This is a genomic window from Roseibium sp. JB4-4, assembly GCF_055693425.1.
Genome location: NZ_CM146333.1, coordinates 1865776 through 1880807, shown reverse-complemented (window position 1 = coordinate 1880807; position 15032 = coordinate 1865776). Strand labels below are relative to the sequence as shown.

General features: G+C 54.7%; 14 protein-coding genes and 2 pseudogenes. 9 read left to right on the top strand and 7 right to left on the bottom strand.

All coding sequences use genetic code 11. The features are described 5' to 3' along the window. The first annotated feature begins 9 nt into the window (after window positions 1-9). Window positions 10-501 (top strand): SRPBCC family protein, encoded by a 492-nt coding sequence (locus tag ACZ1HV_RS08635; RefSeq protein WP_298813581.1) that lies wholly within the window; start codon window positions 10-12, stop codon window positions 499-501. A gap of 63 nt (window positions 502-564) precedes the next feature. Here the strand turns inward: ACZ1HV_RS08635 and ACZ1HV_RS08630 are convergent, their stop codons facing one another. Continuing rightward, window positions 565-864 (bottom strand): winged helix-turn-helix transcriptional regulator, encoded by a 300-nt coding sequence (locus tag ACZ1HV_RS08630; protein WP_472717828.1) that lies wholly within the window; start codon window positions 862-864, stop codon window positions 565-567. 131 nt (window positions 865-995) lie between these two features. Here ACZ1HV_RS08630 and ACZ1HV_RS08625 point away from each other — a divergent pair, with 131 nt between their 5' ends. Beyond that, entirely contained in the window at window positions 996-1889 is an 894-nt protein-coding gene (locus ACZ1HV_RS08625; RefSeq protein ID WP_472717827.1) for a DMT family transporter, read from the top strand. A gap of 77 nt (window positions 1890-1966) precedes the next feature. Here the strand turns inward: ACZ1HV_RS08625 and ACZ1HV_RS08620 are convergent. Both ACZ1HV_RS08620 and ACZ1HV_RS08615 read right to left on the bottom strand, forming a co-directional pair. Beyond that, window positions 1967-2952: pseudogene (locus tag ACZ1HV_RS08620) on the bottom strand (DnaJ C-terminal domain-containing protein). Between the two features lie 199 nt (window positions 2953-3151). Next, a complete protein-coding gene (locus ACZ1HV_RS08615) occupies window positions 3152-3619 on the bottom strand; it encodes an RT0821/Lpp0805 family surface protein (protein ID WP_298959125.1) in 468 nt (155 codons plus the stop codon). An 81-nt stretch (window positions 3620-3700) separates the two neighbouring features. Between ACZ1HV_RS08615 and pdxH the strand changes: the two genes are divergently transcribed. Beyond that, window positions 3701-4336, top strand: a complete 636-nt coding sequence (pdxH, locus tag ACZ1HV_RS08610) for a pyridoxamine 5'-phosphate oxidase (protein ID WP_298983612.1) — start codon at window positions 3701-3703, stop codon at window positions 4334-4336. A 16-nt stretch (window positions 4337-4352) separates the two neighbouring features. On the opposite strand, the gene ACZ1HV_RS08605 is transcribed toward pdxH, so the two are convergent. The 3 genes from ACZ1HV_RS08605 to ACZ1HV_RS08595 all read right to left on the bottom strand — a co-directional run bounded on the left by ACZ1HV_RS08605 (window position 4353) and on the right by ACZ1HV_RS08595 (window position 6301). After that, window positions 4353-5327: a magnesium transporter CorA family protein gene (locus ACZ1HV_RS08605; RefSeq protein WP_298813569.1), complete on the bottom strand. Its 975-nt coding sequence runs from the start codon at window positions 5325-5327 to the stop codon at window positions 4353-4355. A gap of 149 nt (window positions 5328-5476) precedes the next feature. Beyond that, window positions 5477-5617 (bottom strand): hypothetical protein, encoded by a 141-nt coding sequence (locus ACZ1HV_RS08600; protein WP_298813567.1) that lies wholly within the window; start codon window positions 5615-5617, stop codon window positions 5477-5479. 285 nt (window positions 5618-5902) lie between these two features. Next, complete coding sequence (locus ACZ1HV_RS08595) at window positions 5903-6301, bottom strand: hypothetical protein (RefSeq protein WP_298813565.1); 399 nt, start codon at window positions 6299-6301, stop codon at window positions 5903-5905. A gap of 230 nt (window positions 6302-6531) precedes the next feature. Here ACZ1HV_RS08595 and ACZ1HV_RS08590 point away from each other — a divergent pair, with 230 nt between their 5' ends. Then, window positions 6532-7515, top strand: a complete 984-nt coding sequence (locus ACZ1HV_RS08590; protein ID WP_298813563.1) for a DUF1499 domain-containing protein — start codon at window positions 6532-6534, stop codon at window positions 7513-7515. Window position 7516: 1 nt separating this feature from the next. Here the strand turns inward: ACZ1HV_RS08590 and ACZ1HV_RS08585 are convergent, their stop codons facing one another. Further along, a complete protein-coding gene (locus tag ACZ1HV_RS08585) occupies window positions 7517-8452 on the bottom strand; it encodes an MBL fold metallo-hydrolase (protein WP_472717826.1) in 936 nt (311 codons plus the stop codon). Window positions 8453-8642: 190 nt separating this feature from the next. Here ACZ1HV_RS08585 and ACZ1HV_RS08580 point away from each other — a divergent pair, with 190 nt between their 5' ends. From ACZ1HV_RS08580 to pstA, 5 genes and pseudogenes are all read left to right on the top strand, one after another. Then, window positions 8643-9122 (top strand): SRPBCC family protein, encoded by a 480-nt coding sequence (locus tag ACZ1HV_RS08580; RefSeq protein ID WP_472717825.1) that lies wholly within the window; start codon window positions 8643-8645, stop codon window positions 9120-9122. A 190-nt stretch (window positions 9123-9312) separates the two neighbouring features. Then, window positions 9313-10668 carry an ATP-binding protein gene (locus ACZ1HV_RS08575; protein WP_298813557.1) on the top strand — a complete coding sequence of 452 codons (1356 nt, stop codon included), beginning with the start codon at window positions 9313-9315 and terminating at the stop codon, window positions 10666-10668. Window positions 10669-11060: 392 nt separating this feature from the next. After that, a complete protein-coding gene (locus ACZ1HV_RS08570) occupies window positions 11061-12098 on the top strand; it encodes a substrate-binding domain-containing protein (RefSeq protein WP_298959142.1) in 1038 nt (345 codons plus the stop codon). A gap of 83 nt (window positions 12099-12181) precedes the next feature. Next, a pseudogene (gene pstC / locus ACZ1HV_RS08565) lies at window positions 12182-13653 on the top strand (phosphate ABC transporter permease subunit PstC). Continuing rightward, on the top strand, window positions 13653-15002 hold the full coding sequence (gene pstA, locus ACZ1HV_RS08560; RefSeq protein ID WP_298813551.1) for a phosphate ABC transporter permease PstA: 1350 nt from the start codon (window positions 13653-13655) through the stop codon (window positions 15000-15002). Before pstC ends, pstA begins: the two are co-directional and overlap by 1 nt. Window positions 15003-15032: the final 30 nt, after the last annotated feature.

Sequence of the window (15032 nt, the reverse complement as noted above, 5' to 3'; positions counted from 1 at the left end):
GCAATGGCAATGCCGGAATTTATACTTGAAAGACGTTTCAATGCACCGCGCGACATGGTTTGGCGGACATGGACCGAACCTGAATTGCTGGCTCGCTGGTATGGGCCGGGCGTGGAAACTGTGGTGCATAAATTGGATGTCCAGCCAGGCGGGCTCTGGTTGAATGAAATGAAATTCGGCAGCAACTCGCACTTTCAGCGCGTAGAATATACGGAAGTCGTTGCGCCCGAAAAACTGGTCTGGCTTCACTCCGTCTCGGACGGCGAATGGAATGTGGTTTCAAACCCGATGATGCCGGATTGGCCGAAAGTGTTGCTGACGACTGTAACCTTTTCGCAAACCGGAGATCATACGGACGTTCGGCTGGTCTGGACACCGCATGAGGCAAATGAAGCGGAAATAGCTTGTTTTGCCGGTGCGATCGACGGCCTCGACAAGGGCTGGGGCGCAGGTATGGATTTGCTCGCAGAAATGCTTGCGGAAATGCAACGCAAAGTCTGATCACAACGGATGTCGAGCAGACAAATTTTGCTCGACATCTACCTTATCAAGACGTCAGCCAGATCAGGATTGTTTTTCCTGGTCTGGTTTTTCGCGCTTTAGATGCTGTGCCCAGGTCATAGACCACCTGCCAAATGGCTCCAGCATGTCGAACAGTTCCAGACCCAGTGGTGTCAGTTGATATCCTCGCTCTCCACGCTCGATGAGCAAGCTGGCTCTCAGTTCCTTGAGCCGACGATTGAGCACAGTCGGAGATACGCTCTCACATCGGTCCTGCAATTCTCTGAAGGTCATCTGTCCCTCCGAAAGCTGCCAGATGATGCCAAGCGCCCAATTGCGTCCTAGGAGGTCAAAGAGTGCCATGATCGGCTTGCCGGAGCGCGAGCCGCGCACAGGTTGGCCTGGTTGAGGTGACGATACCGGCAAATTATCCTCTTGCTATCTTTTGTGTAGCAAACTAGTGCTACGTAAAGAATAGCACGCGGATAATTGCCATGCTTGGAATGATAGCGGCATCAACGGCTCTTTTTGCCTCCGTAGGGTGGGCAAGCGGGATCGTGATGGCTCAGATGCCCGCCAAAGCCCTGGGGGCGTTTGAGTTTACCCGCATTCAGCTCATATTCTGCGCGGCTCTGATGGCGGCGCTAAGCAGTTTGCTCGGCCTCTGGCCAAGCATTGACTGGCATCATTGGCCAGCTTTTCTGGTCAGCTCTCTCGGTGGAATACTGCTTGGAAATCTTGCGATGATCGAGTGCCTGCGTCAGGGTGGGCCTCGTCTCACCGAGCTGATTTTGTGTTTGAAAGCACCCGTGGTCGCTGGATTTGCCTATATTTGGATTGGTGAAACAATCGGGCCGGTGGACTTGCTGGGCGGTGTGATTATTCTTGCCGGTCTTGTGATTGCCATTCGGTTTGGCAGCCAGGCTGAGCGGGAAGACGGCGTTGCCGGAAAACGCCTGTTTGGCGTTGTGATGTTGGGGCTGTTGGCAGCAACTCTTCAAGGGGTGGGCTTTCTCGCGGTCAAACCGGCTCTGACCGCAGGCGCTGAACCGGTTGCGGTGACCGCCATTCGTCTTCTTGGTGCAGCAGCCGTGATCTCGCTGGTTGGCATCTGTCCATCTCGGGCCGTGAGGGCGCAAACGGAAACCTCGCCCTATCTTCTTTTCAGAACGATCCTGCCCGGTGTTATCGGGTACGGGATTTCGTCGTCGCTGTTGCTCTATGCTTTTGCCAATACGCAGGCAGGAGTTGCCGCTGTTCTAGGGTCGCTTTCACCTTTGTGCGTGCTTCCGATCCTTTGGGTCACAAAGGGAAGAAGACCCAGCCTGGAGGCGATAGCGGGAACCATAGTCGCAATCATCGGCACAGCGGTTATTGTGCTTTATTAACGGCAGACGTGAAAACGCCGCCCATAAGGCGGCATTCCTGATCGGTTGCAACTGCTCGCGAAGACATGGGGTCGGCCTCAGTCGAATTCCGGGCCTCGGGCCCGATAAGGCGTGATTTCCTTCCAGGCTTTCATGAGTGTTTCCAGCTCTTCGTCATTGTGAGGCGGCATTGCGATCTGCAGCTTGACCAACAGATCGCCATGACCTCCGGTCTTTGTTGGCAAGCCCTTGCCTTTCAGCCGCATGGTTTTACCGCTAGACGCGTTTTCTGGAATAGTCAGATTGACCGCGCCCGTAAGCGTCGGCGTACGGACTTTTGCTCCCAGAACCGCTTCATAGAGCGCCAGTGGCAAATCAAGATGCAAATCCGAGCCCTTCACTTCGAACAGCGGATGTTGCCGGAAACGGATTTCGACCATGGCATCGCCGGCAGGTCCGCCGTTCTCGCCTGGATGTCCTTGTCCCTTGAGACGGATCTTCTCACCTTCGACAACCCCCTTGGGCAACGTAACATTCACGGTCTTGCCATTGGGAAGCGTTACCTGCGTCTTGCCGGAATTGACGATATCCTCAAGAGACGCCCGCGCGACGATTTCAGCGTTTTTGCCCTTGGCCTTGGATGCGGTCCGGGTTTGCGCACCGCCGGCAAAACCACCGCCGGGGCCCGCTCCAGCGCCAGTGCGGCCACGAGAGCCTCCTTGCCAAAGCTGCCAAAAATGTCGTTCAAAATGTCATCAAAAGCGCCGGAGCCGCCCGCGTTCTTGAAGCCTCTGGAACTGCCGGCGGAGCCGAAGTCCTGGTGTCCGGTAAAGCCTTCAAAACCACCGGCGTGGAATTTCTGCTTGCCCTCTGCATCAATCTCTCCGCGATCGAACTGGGCGCGTTTTTCCTTGTCACCGACAATCTCATATGCCTGGTTCGCTTCGGCAAAACGCTGTTGAGCACCCGGATCGTTTTTGTTTTGATCAGGGTGGTATTTTTTGGCCAGTTTCCTGAAGGCCTTTTTTATGTCGCCCTCGCTGGCGGATTTCGCCACCCCGAGGACGCTATAGGGATCACGCATTCGTCTCACCAGGTTTCTAAAGATTTTCCGGCCTACCAACCCACGCTAAAACGCTCCGGACACAATGCCTGCTCCGAAGCGCGCGATACCAAGGGGTCAAGTCCAACCGGACTTATCTCTTATATCGGAACGAACAGGAGGAAATTCCACCCCTGTCCATGTCTGAAGCTCTTTGCTTTTAGCGTCTTTGTTCGAAGGATCAAGCACCTGCAACGGAAAGAGTCGTTACGGCGAATTTCTCCGTGACATCTCGGCAGGCGGTTCCGGAGTAGAGTTTTATACCTGTAATGGTGTTCGCCGTGGTCTTGAACGACAGGCAGCCGGTCTCATTCAGCCCGGATGTTACGATGCTGGAAAGTGTGCCGGAATTTCCACTCACCGAATTAAGCCAAGGCAGTGTCAGGCCGTTTGTATCGTCGCTTGCGGTCAGGTCTGGTCCTATCGCATCAAGGTTTTCTGCAATTATGGAACGATCGTCCTGGTTAATGTCCGAATAGGCTTCATCGGCCGTGGAGGCGATCGAGCCGGTCAATATCGTAGGGGTGTCGACATTATTGCTTCCGACTGGCACCGACACCTGGCTGCAGCCTGCAACAGTTGCCCCAGCCACGAACAGAGCGGCGGCAAAGGGCTGGATCTTGATGTGCCTGGCAGTATATGAACGCATACGATACATCTTTTGGACAGCCCCCACGTGATGGCAGTCTCATGCCGCACTTCAGGCTGTCGTTTCCTTCGACAGGTACCCATGACAAACCTCAAAGATCCTCATGAAGAGTTAACAAATGGTGACTTCACTGAAGTCACGCAGCCATTTGATCTTTTTTCTGAATGGCTTGAGGATGCCAAAGCGTCGGAACCGAACGATCCGAATGCCTTTTCACTGGCAACGGTCGACCAAACTGGGCTGCCCAATGTACGGATGCTGTTGCTGAAGGGATTCGATGAACGCGGGTTCGTGTTTTACACCAATTTTGAAAGCACGAAGGGCAAGGAGCTTCTTCAGGCCGGCAAGGCGGCCATGTGCTTTCACTGGAAATCCTTACGCAGGCAAGTGCGCATCCGCGGTCCGGTTGTTGAAGTGCCTGCTGACGAAGCTGACGCATATTATCAGTCGCGGCCGCGTGGCAGCAGGATAGGCGCCTGGGCCTCCAAACAGTCCCGTCCTCTGGAAAGCCGGTTTGCACTTGAAAAGGAAGTTGCCAAATTCACCGCCAAGTTCGGCATTGGCGACATTCCCCGTCCGGAACACTGGTCCGGAATGCGGTTGGAGCCAGTCTCCATTGAATTCTGGCATGACCGGCCTTTCCGGCTACACGACCGGGTGCTGTTGACGCGAGAGGCTCCTGGTCAGAAGTGGAAGCGGGAACGGCTATATCCCTAAGGTCATAGCCGGCTCCCTAAAGCAGCTTCTTCCATCGGAAGACAAGAAAGGTTGCCACGATGGAGAGCAGCATGAGCCCGATTGAAAACGGGAAGCCAAGTTCCCATCGCAATTCCGGCATCTTGTCGAAATTCATTCCGTAGATCGACGCGATCAGGGTCGGGGGCAGGAAAATAACCCCGAGGACCGTGAAGATCTTGGATATCTGGTTTTGTTCCAGCGTTACCAGACCAACCGTTGCGTCGAGCAAAAACGCCAGCTTGTTGTCCAATGCATCACCGTGCTCCTTGATGGAATGAATGTCTCGGCTGAACATCTTGACTTCAGCAATTTGGTCTTCGCTCAGATCAAACCGCTTTGCATGGGTGTTCATGTAGATGAGCATCCGGGCAAGGCTCGTACAAACATCGTGCATCTTGGTGACGTGAAGGCCGATCTGGCCCAGCTGCCGTATGGCATCCTGGTAGCTGGCGGTCTTCCGGGTGTTCAGTCCATCACCGAACACCTGAACAGCGAGCTCGTCATATCGTGCGGATGCTGCTTCCATTTCGTCTGCACAGCGGTCGACGATGATGTCGAGCATCGCAAATAGCACCGCCGGTCCACGATGAGCGATCGTTCCATCGCTCTGAATTTTGCGGGAGAGCAGGGCAATGGATTTGGGTTCGCCATAACGGACGGTGACCAGGCGTTTCGCGTTGGCCACAAAGGTGACGGACGAGAGGATGGGATCGATTGTGCGGGTGGCGATCGGAAGTTGGGCGGTCATGACAACCGCTCCAGGCTCCAGATAAAGGCGCTCAGACGTTTCGATCGAGGCGATCTCTTCGCGCGTCGGTATTTCCGCTCCCATCAACTTCTCGGCGGCCCTTTGCTCATCTTGTGATGGAGCAACCAGATCGATCCAGATGGATGTTGTTGGCAGCGGTGTGCCCGGAGCAAGTTCTATACGCTCCAGGCCGTTTACCGACGGGCAGTAGGCAATAATCATTCAAGCTGTCTCCGCTGGAACACATATCGTGTCCGGATCAGCGGCAGTTTGCCCAAGTGATCATGCGGCGGCAACCTTGTTTGCCGAGCACAGATCCTCAGATGAGGACGTTGGCGACATCGTAGGCTGGCGCTTGCAGTGCCAAAAGCTTACTTTTTCTTTTTCTCTGCGCCTGCGTTTTTGCAGATAGCAGCTGCAGTAATCGCGGCAATGCCGACCGGCTTGTACTGATTGACAAGTTTCGCTCCAGAAGAAGCGATTGTGGACGGCCGGGAGATTTGTTCAGACATTTGTCAGGTCCGTTGTAGTCCAGTGCCCGCGATACTGGTTTACACATTGATTTTGTGCGGGCGCGCTGCATTTGGTGTCCAATTGCGGCAAACGGAAGGCGGATTGAAAAGTCGCCCACATTTGATGCCAGGACCCAATAAGTATGTGCTTATTGCCGCGTTCGGGCCAGTCAAATACCATAACAGGATGTAACGATAATTCTGCGAATTTGAAGAAGGTGAGTAATCTTTTATTTACTTGTTTCCGGTTTGGCCAAGTAAAGCGCCATAGGCGCAAGTTGGGCGCTAAATAAAATAGGTTCTGTGGTTCCTCAGAGTTAGGCCGCGCGTCGTGCAGATCAAACCATGGCTGCAGCGCAGCACCGTCAGAACCAGTGCGGCACCTGCAAAGGCAAGACCAGCAAAAATGAGGAGCGACGACAGGGAAGCCCCCAATACAATCAACAGGCAACCGGTCAGTGAACCGATCACCAAAAGCGCAATGGTTGTGCGCAGATAGTGGTAGTGAGCTTGAAATCCTTCGTTTTGCGTTTCGGCAAACAGGATTGCGAACAAAAGGGCGACCGGACACAACATGACCGACAGTGTCATCAGGTAACATAGAAAGATGTTGCTACGGCTGGACAGGAAGAACGAACGCAACCGCATACCTGGATTGCGGTTCTTATCGTCAGTATTTTGCACCAGATTTTCCACCGGATGACCTGAGCCCATACCGGGCATCCCTACCTTGAAGTCTTTTGTCTTTTTTCAGCGGTGCTGAATCAGACGTTTACTCAACCCTGTTTCTGCAAATTTATGCTTTGCTGCCCCGGAAAGTGAAGTTCATTTTTGACATTTGGTCTGTAAAGAAAGAAACAATCAGAACTTCAGTGTTGGCTTGCACCGCTTTAGGGCCAACGAGTTGGAAAGCTATGAAACGTTACGCCGCCTATAAAACCAGGTCAGCACCCGCAAGCCGAATTATCGGCGCGGTTGCTGTTGCATTGGCAGTAACAGCCTATCTGTCCAAGCGTTTCGGTTTTGTCGATGCGGATGTGTTTGCGCTTTCTCTTGCGGGAGCCGGGATAGCAGCGCTTCTCGCGGTCGGCCTCGCGCTGATTGCCTTTCAACGAATTTGGGCGCATGGCGGACCGGGCCTTCCATCCGCATTGACGGGTATGTTTCTGGCCACCATTGCTCTGGTCGCACCCGGTATCATTCTGGGTATGCTGGTGCTTCAAGCCGGTCCAGACGACTTGTCGACCAACCGCATTGATCCGCCGGATATGAAAATTCAAGCTCTGTCGGAAGAGCAACCATTCCTTGGCTGGTTCAACACGTCGCTGGAAACGCATCTCTGGCCCGCGATCACACAGGTGACCGGTTCAGTGCCGGAGACATCCGGGGGATCCAGGCAATACCCGGATATTGTGCCGCGAAGATACCGGATACCGCCAGCGCAGCTGCACGCAGCTGGTGCAAAAGCCGTCGATACTTTGGGATGGATTGTTGTTGATGAACTGCCGCCTGATCTTCTTGATGCCCCGACAAGATTGCAGGCCGTTGGAACCTCACGGCTTCTGGGCCTCAAGCATGACGTCAGTTTGCGCATACGTCCGGACCCACTCGGTGCATTGCTGGATGTTCGAGCCCGGTCCCAGACGCCTCTCAAGGATCTGACCGGAAACGCGGACAATATCAGGCTGGTATTTGCCGAGATCGACAAGGTTCTGCTGGAGACATATGGTGATCTTGCCCGTCTTTCTGTCGATGAAGGCGAGCTGGAGGACGAGCCTGAAATCGTGCCGCTGCAGGAACCGCGTGACACGATACCGCTGCCCGGTTTCAAACCCTACTTCGAAGAGGAAGAGGCTTTGGAAGTCGACGATTTCGGTCTGACTGATCTGGAAGGCTGATCTAAGCGCACTTGCTGTAACGGCTGTTGAGGCCGAGCCCGGGTGATGGTGTTACTAAGCCACGCTCTACCAGATCTTCCAGTTGAGCAAAAACCGACAGTCCAGCGGCAGGATGCAGGGCCGGGTCCACATCGGCATAAAGCACGGCCACAATTTCCGGAATGCTCTTATCGCCATTTGCCAACTGGATCAGGATTGCTTGTTCACGCGCAAGCCTATGTTGTTTCAAGTCCTGCACATACTGAATTGCATCTCGAATAAGACCGCCATGACCTGGACAATAGAGCTGTTCTGGACGCGCCAGAAGCCTATCCAGAGATGTCATGTAGTCGCGCATGTTGCCGTCCGGCGGTGCCACGATGGATGTCGACCACCCCATCACATGATCGGCCGACAACAAGAGGTCGGCGCCATCAAGTGCGAAACAGAGATGATTGGCGGTGTGTCCCGGCGTTGAAATGGTTTCCAGCGCCAGGCCTGCCGCCCGAAAGACTTCTCCATCCTCCAGTTGCCGATCCGGCGCATAATCCTTGTCGCCGCTGGCATCCAGCGGATTGACTTCGTTTTCCAGCAGATCTCGCGCGGCACGGTGAACACCGCACCCGACAATCTGAGCACCTGTTCTTTGTTTCAACAGTCTCGCGCCAGGTGCATGATCGACATGGGTGTGGCTTACAAGAATAGCTTCTATGGTGGCGCTGTCCGCAGCTTTCAGGATCGCCTCCACTTGCAGTTCGTCCGCCGGACCAGGGTCGACGACAACGAGCCTGTCAGTGCCAAGCAAATAGCAGTTTGTTCCGAAAAACGTGAAAGGCCCGGGATTGTTAGCCGTCAAACGCCGGACACCGGGGAGGAGTTCAATGGCCTGTCCGTAATGGGGCGTGAAGTCTCTATCGTGCCGCAAATCCGAGATGCCTTTTGTTTTGAGCTTGGACAAATGATTACATGCGTCGCTTTCCGCCCCAATTCAACGACGAATTAGGCCCGGCCCATCGGGAATAATCCGGAACTTTCACACGTCATCTGTCTGACGTTTGAATCAGCTAGGCAAACCGGACTTTGCCAATTTGGGCATTTCTATGAAAGATTGTCACTTGAACAAGATTGAACAGCCTTGGCGGAGCGTGATGTCGCACGAAACTGAATGCCGGTTTGACAGCTTGCTGGACATGCCGAGGGAAAAGGCATTTTCCATGCTTGTCGATCGGCTGGATTTGTGGTGGTCATCTCCGTTTGCAGAAGACGCGCAAGGAGATGTGGAAGCTGGTGTTGAACCTTTTGCCGGTGGCAGTTGCTATGAGATCGACAGTGCAGGTCAGCAACGCGTCTGGGGCACCGTCCTCTCGATCGAGCCACCGCTTTTTATTCGTATCGCCTGGCAGGTCACGATGGAGGGCACGGAAATCGCGGATCCGGCGACGGCGAGCCGTGTCATGATCAATTTCCGGGAAGCCGGCGAGGCAACACGTCTTGAAGTGGTGCATAGCGAGTTCTTGAGGCACGGAGAGAGCGGCGCTGAATATCTCGAACGAATGCGTAGGCCGGAAGGCTGGCCGGACACGATCGCCAGATTGAAAAATGCGGCCCGTTCAGGTGCCTGGCGATGATGAAGTTTCAATCTGCGGCGGTAGATCAAAGTATTGCCTCTGTCGCCGGAATGACATGTTTGCCGTGCTAGACGGTGCACAGACCAGTTCTTCAAATTTCTGATTTCGACCTTGTCAAACTACTACGACGTCGAAATAGTGTCGGCAATTCGGGACGCCGATCTCAGGTTCACAATCACTTATCGAATTCATGACCGATTCCCATTCGTCTGAAGAGGAGGCCGCTGAGGCCAAAGCAGCAGCCTCGCCGCTGACCAGAATTGGTGAGGCGCGCTGGATCCTGGTGACCGCTGTGAGCGCGGTTCTCTATGGCATGTTCACTTATGGTGTTTCACTCTGGTCCGGCATCGTTGCAATGCTCGCGCTGACCTCGGTTGCAGCCTTCGTTCCAAGGCGTTCAGTGAACCGGCGGGTCAAACTCAAGGCCCAGCGTGAAATCCGAAAAATGTGGCCCGGTACGGGAATGAAGGTAACCGTGGACGCCTTGCCAACGCCCTGTTTCGTAGCGGATGGACGAGGCATAACGCGGTATGTCAACGCTCAAGCGCAGTCCCTTTATCAAGGCGTCAAGCCGGGTGACCCGCTTTCGTTTTCACTCAGGGCGCCTTCGCTCCTGGAGGCGTTTGATCGGGTCTGCAGCACTGGACGAACCGAGCGGATCAGCTGGATCGAGAAAGTTCCGACGGAGACCTGGTATGAAGCTCATATTGCGCCGATCTATATGCCAGGCAGCAACACTGCCGAACGCTCGCGAAGCCTGCCTGATTTCATATTGGTCGTTATCCAGGATCTGACGGAAAATCGCCGCCTGGAGCGCATGCGCAGTGATTTCGTTGCAAACGCAAGCCATGAATTGCGGACCCCTCTTGCTTCCCTTACCGGGTTTATCGAGACCTTGCAGGGGCCTGCGAAGAACGACCGTGAGGCACAGGACCGTTTCCTGTCGATCATGCTGGACCAGGCCGGTCGGATGCGGCGCCTGATCGATGACATTCTGTCTCTGTCGCGGATCGAACTGAAGGCCCATGTCCGTCCTGACAGTGTTGTCGATCTATGTGAGGTCGTGCGCCATACCTCAGATGCCTTGTCTCCACTCGCAAGAGATCTCAACGTCACGATCAGGCTCGATGTGCCTGATCAGGCGGCCAGGGTGATGGGGGAGCGGGACGAACTTATTCAGGTCACTGAAAACCTTATCGAGAACGCTCTCAAATATGGGTCGGAGGGCGAGTTCGTGGACGTCTCGTTGTCCAACCGATCAGATGCAGAGGAAGCTGCCGGCTGGGAACTTTCTGTTCGCGACTACGGCGATGGTATTCCAACGGAGCACCTGCCGCGACTGACGGAAAGATTTTATCGCGTGGACGTTGAATCCAGCCGTGCGCTGAAGGGAACGGGGCTAGGCCTGGCGATTGTAAAGCACATCTTGACCCGTCATCGCGCACGCCTGGACGTTGAAAGCGAACCTGGAAATGGCGCCGTGTTCAAAGTGCGGCTGCCATCGATAGCAGAAGGCGAGGGCGCTGAAGAGGCTGCGTCAAGCTGAGGACCGGCTTGTCCGGCGAAGACAGATCTCTCCAAAGGCTGAGATGAAAGCGGGCTCTTGAACCCGATTGTCCAAGTGTTGGCTTTGGCGCAAACTGGGTTGGATTGCGCTTCCAGTGTCGCGTCATTCAAAAATTGCAAGGAATGTGGCTCGCGACAAAAGCCAAGGTATCCATTTTGGACGGGCGCCGAGTCGTAAAATGACGGTCATATTGACACAAAACTTTGACGAAACGAAAAAATGTCTTTGTTTTCAGCTGTTTAAATTGTCACAAAACTGAAAAAGAACTGTCATAGAACTCTCATCCATGGGCCCTAGGGTCCCGGCATCGCTAGCGCATTTCTGCGACTTGCGATCCTCTACAAACCTTGACATTCAAAGGGAGTGGTCAAGTGAAATTTACGACCCTCGTAAGCGCAACTGCTCTGGCTGTTGCTTCTACTGCATTCGTTGGCGCAGCTCAGGCTCGCGATCAAGTTCAGGTTGCTGGTTCTTCCACAGTCCTGCCGTATGCTTCCATTGTTGCTGAAGCTTTTGGTGAAAACACCGACTTCCCGACACCGGTTGTTGAGTCCGGTGGTTCTTCCGCTGGCCTGAAGCGCTTCTGTGAAGGTGTTGGCGAAAACACCATCGACGTGGCAAACGCTTCGCGCAAGATCCGCGAGAAAGAGATCAAAGCCTGTGCTGAAGCTGGTGTTAAGGACATTATCGAAGTCCGCATCGGTTACGACGGCATCGTCTTCGCGTCTCAAAAAGACGGTCCGGCCTTCACTGAGTTTCAGGCTGCTGACATCTTCAACGCTCTCGGCGCCAAAGTGCTGAAAGACGGCAAGATCGTAGACAACCCATACAGCAAGTGGGCTGAATTCAACGCTGATCTGCCGGACGTTGATATCGCTGCCTTCATCCCGGGCACCAAGCACGGTACGCGTGAAGTGTTCGAGGAAAAGGTCCTGGCTGTAGGTTGTGAAGCAACCGGTGCTCTGCAGGCGATGCTCGACAGTGGCATGTCTGAAGACGACGCCGAAGATGCTTGCATCGACGTGCGTGCGGACGGCAAGTCCACCGACATCGACGGTGACTACACTGAAACGCTTGCACGTATCGACTCCAACCCGAACGGCATCGGTATCTTCGGTCTCGCATTCTACGAGAACAACACCGACAAGCTGAAAGTTGCGACCATGGGTGATGTGGCTCCGTCCACCGAAACCATTTCTACGGGTGAGTATCCGGTTTCACGTCCGCTGTTCTTCTACATCAAGAAGGCACATATCGGCGTTATTCCGGGTCTGAAAGAATACGCTCAGTTCTTCACTGCTGACGAAATTGCCGGCCCGTCCGGCCCGCTGGCTCAATACGGCCTCGTTGCCGATCCTGAGCTGGCTGCTACGCAGGCGTCTATCGAAGCTGAAGAAACAATGAAGTAACAGAGCTTCGGCTCTTTACGAAAGGGGCGGCAATTCCCGTCGCCCCTTTTTCGTTTCCGGACATACACACTCTGGGGGACCATATGTCCTTGTTCTGGCTCGTCGTGATCGTGCTTGCCATTTCTTTGGCGGGCTACATCGTGGGGCGCGCACGTGCCTTTTCCAGCGCTGCTGGAGAGATCAGTCAACTGCACTCTCTTCCGTCTTATTATGGAGCAAACGTGGCCATGAAGGCCGCTGTTCCTGCGTTTCTGGTTTTGATTGTCTGGCTGCTGGCGCAGCCGTTTTACATTAACAGTACCGTTTCCAGCACTATTCCGGATACCGCCATTCAGGAGGGCTCGTCGCTGGGCCTTGTCATGGCTGAGGTGCGCCGCGCCGCGACCGGTCTGGACAACGCCGTGGCAGCTGGTCAGATGAGTGAAGAGTTTGCGCGAAACGCTCGTGCCGATTTCACCGACATTACAACTCGCCTGAAAGAAGCCGGGCAGATCGTGACATCCGACATCACGCAGCCGGTCATGCGGGCTGCGCAGTCCTATCGGATCATGGTTGCAACCGGCAATCTTTACATGTCGATTGTTGTTGTCCTTATAGCGATTGCGGGTGCGCTTTGGGGGCTGAAGGAAACAAACAAGGATTTCCGCGCACGAAACACGGTGGAAAAGGGGATAAGGGTCATCCTGTTCTCTGCGGCCCTGATCGCCATTCTGACAACCGTGGGGATCGTGCTGTCTCTGGTCTTCAACACGATTGAATTCTTCAGGCTCTATCCGGCTACGGAATTCTTTTTGGCCTGACCTGGTCGCCGAGTTTCTCCGGTCGTGGCGGTTCATCGGAACTTGGTATCATTCCACTGCTTTGGGGCACATTCTATATTTCGATTGTCGCTCTTGTCGTGGCGGTTCCGATCGGCCTCTTTGCAGCAGTCTATCTGTCTGAATATGCCAGTTCGCGGGTTCGCTCTGTTGCCAAGCCGCTTCTTGAGATCCTGGCCGGTATCCCGACCATTGTTTACGGTCTCTTCGCATTGCTGACAGTCGGGCCGCTTCTCTTGTCGGTATTCGGCGACAATGGGCTTGGTATCATGCAAGCCGGAACGGCGGTCATGACAGCGGGTCTCGTGATGGGCATCATGCTGATCCCGTTTGTGAGCTCGCTCTCCGACGATATCATCAATGCAGTTCCCCAGGCGATGCGTGACGGCTCCTACGGTCTTGGCGCAACGAAATCGGAAACGGTAAAGCAGGTCATTCTCCCTGCAGCTCTTCCGGGTATTGTCGGTGCAATCCTGCTCGCTGCCTCGCGTGCAATCGGCGAAACGATGATCGTTGTACTCGGCGCTGGTGCAGCTGCGCGCCTGAGCCTCAATCCTTTCGAAGCCATGACGACGGTGACTGCGAAAATCGTCAGTCAGTTGACCGGCGATGCCGACTTTGCTTCCCCGGTTGCCCTGGTTGCCTTTGCCCTCGGCATGACGCTCTTTGTGGTGACACTTGGACTTAACATCGTCGCACTCTACATCGTGCGCAAGTACCGGGAGCAGTATGACTGATGACCGACGCAACACTTCCTCCCGCAACATCTGAGCCCTCCAGCGCGAAGCCTGCGCAACCGAAGTCTCTTTATGCGATCGATGAACTGACCCGCAAACGGAACGCAGCGGAGAAGCGCTTTCAAGCCTACGGGATAGGGGCGATTGGAATAGGCCTGTTTTTCCTCGTTGTCCTGGCCATTGCCATCATTTCCGAGGGCATTCCCGCCTTCACCAAGACGATTGTCGAGGTGGAGTTCACGCTGACACAGGAGCAGTATGACGAAGCCGAGGGCCAGCTCTTCAAGACCAAGGCCTACGAGCAGATCTTTATCGGCGCGCTGCAAGGTCAGCTTGAGGAAAAGGGCCTCGACGTTCCGTTCGACGCCAGCACGATTGAACGCATCGTCGGCAAGCCTGGTGGCGACATCAGGTCGTTTTTCAAGGCGGATGAGAGCCAGCTTGGACAGCCCGTTTCGTTCGAGTTGGCAGCTTCCTCCCGCGTGGACGGATACATCAACGGACGCGTGACACGCGAGAACATGACCGACAGCCGTTTCTTGCAAAAAACGGATCTGGATCTCGTCGACATTCTGGTTGAAGCCAGTATCATTAGGTCTGTCTTCAACTGGAGCTTCATAACCGGAGCAGATTCTGGCGTTGACAATCCGGGAGGTGCCGGCATCGGTGCATCGGTGATTGGCTCCTTCTTCATGATGCTGGTGGTTCTGTTTCTGTCGCTCCCCATTGGCGTGGCTGCCTCCATCTACCTTGAAGAGTTCGCACCGCAGAACAAGTTCACTGATCTGATCGAGGTGAACATTTCGAACCTGGCTGCCGTTCCTTCCATTGTGTTCGGTATCCTGGGTCTGGCCGTCTTCATCCAGTTCATGCATTTGCCGCAATCAGCACCGCTGGTCGGCGGCCTTGTTCTGACACTGATGACGCTCCCCACGATCATTATCTCGACACGTGCCTCGCTGAAGGCGGTACCTCCGAGCATTCGCGACGCGGCACTTGGTGTGGGCGCGTCGAAAATGCAGGCGATCTTCCATCACGTCTTGCCACTTGCGATGCCGGGTATTCTGACAGGCACCATTATTGGTCTGGCACAGGCGCTGGGTGAAACTGCACCTCTGCTTCTGATCGGTATGGTCGGCTTTGTAGCGCGCGGATATCCGGACGGCTTCGTTTCGGGTTTCCTTGACCCGAACTCTGCCATGCCGGCGCAGATCTACACCTGGGCAGCCAGGGCGGACTACGCATTCTACGAAAAAGCCTGGGGCGGTATCATCGTCCTGCTGATCTTCCTGCTCACAATGAACATTCTCGCGATCATCCTGCGCCGCAGGTTTGAACGCCGCTGGTGAGGATTGATGCGATGAACGAGATGCCGAACA

What these genes read in the sequence shown, in the direction of transcription:
- pstA (WP_298813551.1), top strand. Translation starts at nt 13,653, where the DNA reads ATGACCGACGCAACACTTCCTCCCGCAACATCTGAGCCCTCCAGCGCG.
- ACZ1HV_RS08615 (WP_298959125.1), bottom strand. Translation starts at nt 3,619, where the DNA reads ATGCGTTCATATACTGCCAGGCACATCAAGATCCAGCCCTTTGCCGCC.
- ACZ1HV_RS08575 (WP_298813557.1), top strand. Translation starts at nt 9,313, where the DNA reads ATGACCGATTCCCATTCGTCTGAAGAGGAGGCCGCTGAGGCCAAAGCA.
- ACZ1HV_RS08630 (WP_472717828.1), bottom strand. Translation starts at nt 864, where the DNA reads ATGGCACTCTTTGACCTCCTAGGACGCAATTGGGCGCTTGGCATCATC.
- ACZ1HV_RS08605 (WP_298813569.1), bottom strand. Translation starts at nt 5,327, where the DNA reads ATGATTATTGCCTACTGCCCGTCGGTAAACGGCCTGGAGCGTATAGAA.
- ACZ1HV_RS08635 (WP_298813581.1), top strand. Translation starts at nt 10, where the DNA reads ATGCCGGAATTTATACTTGAAAGACGTTTCAATGCACCGCGCGACATG.
- ACZ1HV_RS08580 (WP_472717825.1), top strand. Translation starts at nt 8,643, where the DNA reads ATGTCGCACGAAACTGAATGCCGGTTTGACAGCTTGCTGGACATGCCG.
- ACZ1HV_RS08600 (WP_298813567.1), bottom strand. Translation starts at nt 5,617, where the DNA reads ATGTCTGAACAAATCTCCCGGCCGTCCACAATCGCTTCTTCTGGAGCG.
- ACZ1HV_RS08590 (WP_298813563.1), top strand. Translation starts at nt 6,532, where the DNA reads ATGAAACGTTACGCCGCCTATAAAACCAGGTCAGCACCCGCAAGCCGA.
- pdxH (WP_298983612.1), top strand. Translation starts at nt 3,701, where the DNA reads ATGACAAACCTCAAAGATCCTCATGAAGAGTTAACAAATGGTGACTTC.
- ACZ1HV_RS08625 (WP_472717827.1), top strand. Translation starts at nt 996, where the DNA reads ATGCTTGGAATGATAGCGGCATCAACGGCTCTTTTTGCCTCCGTAGGG.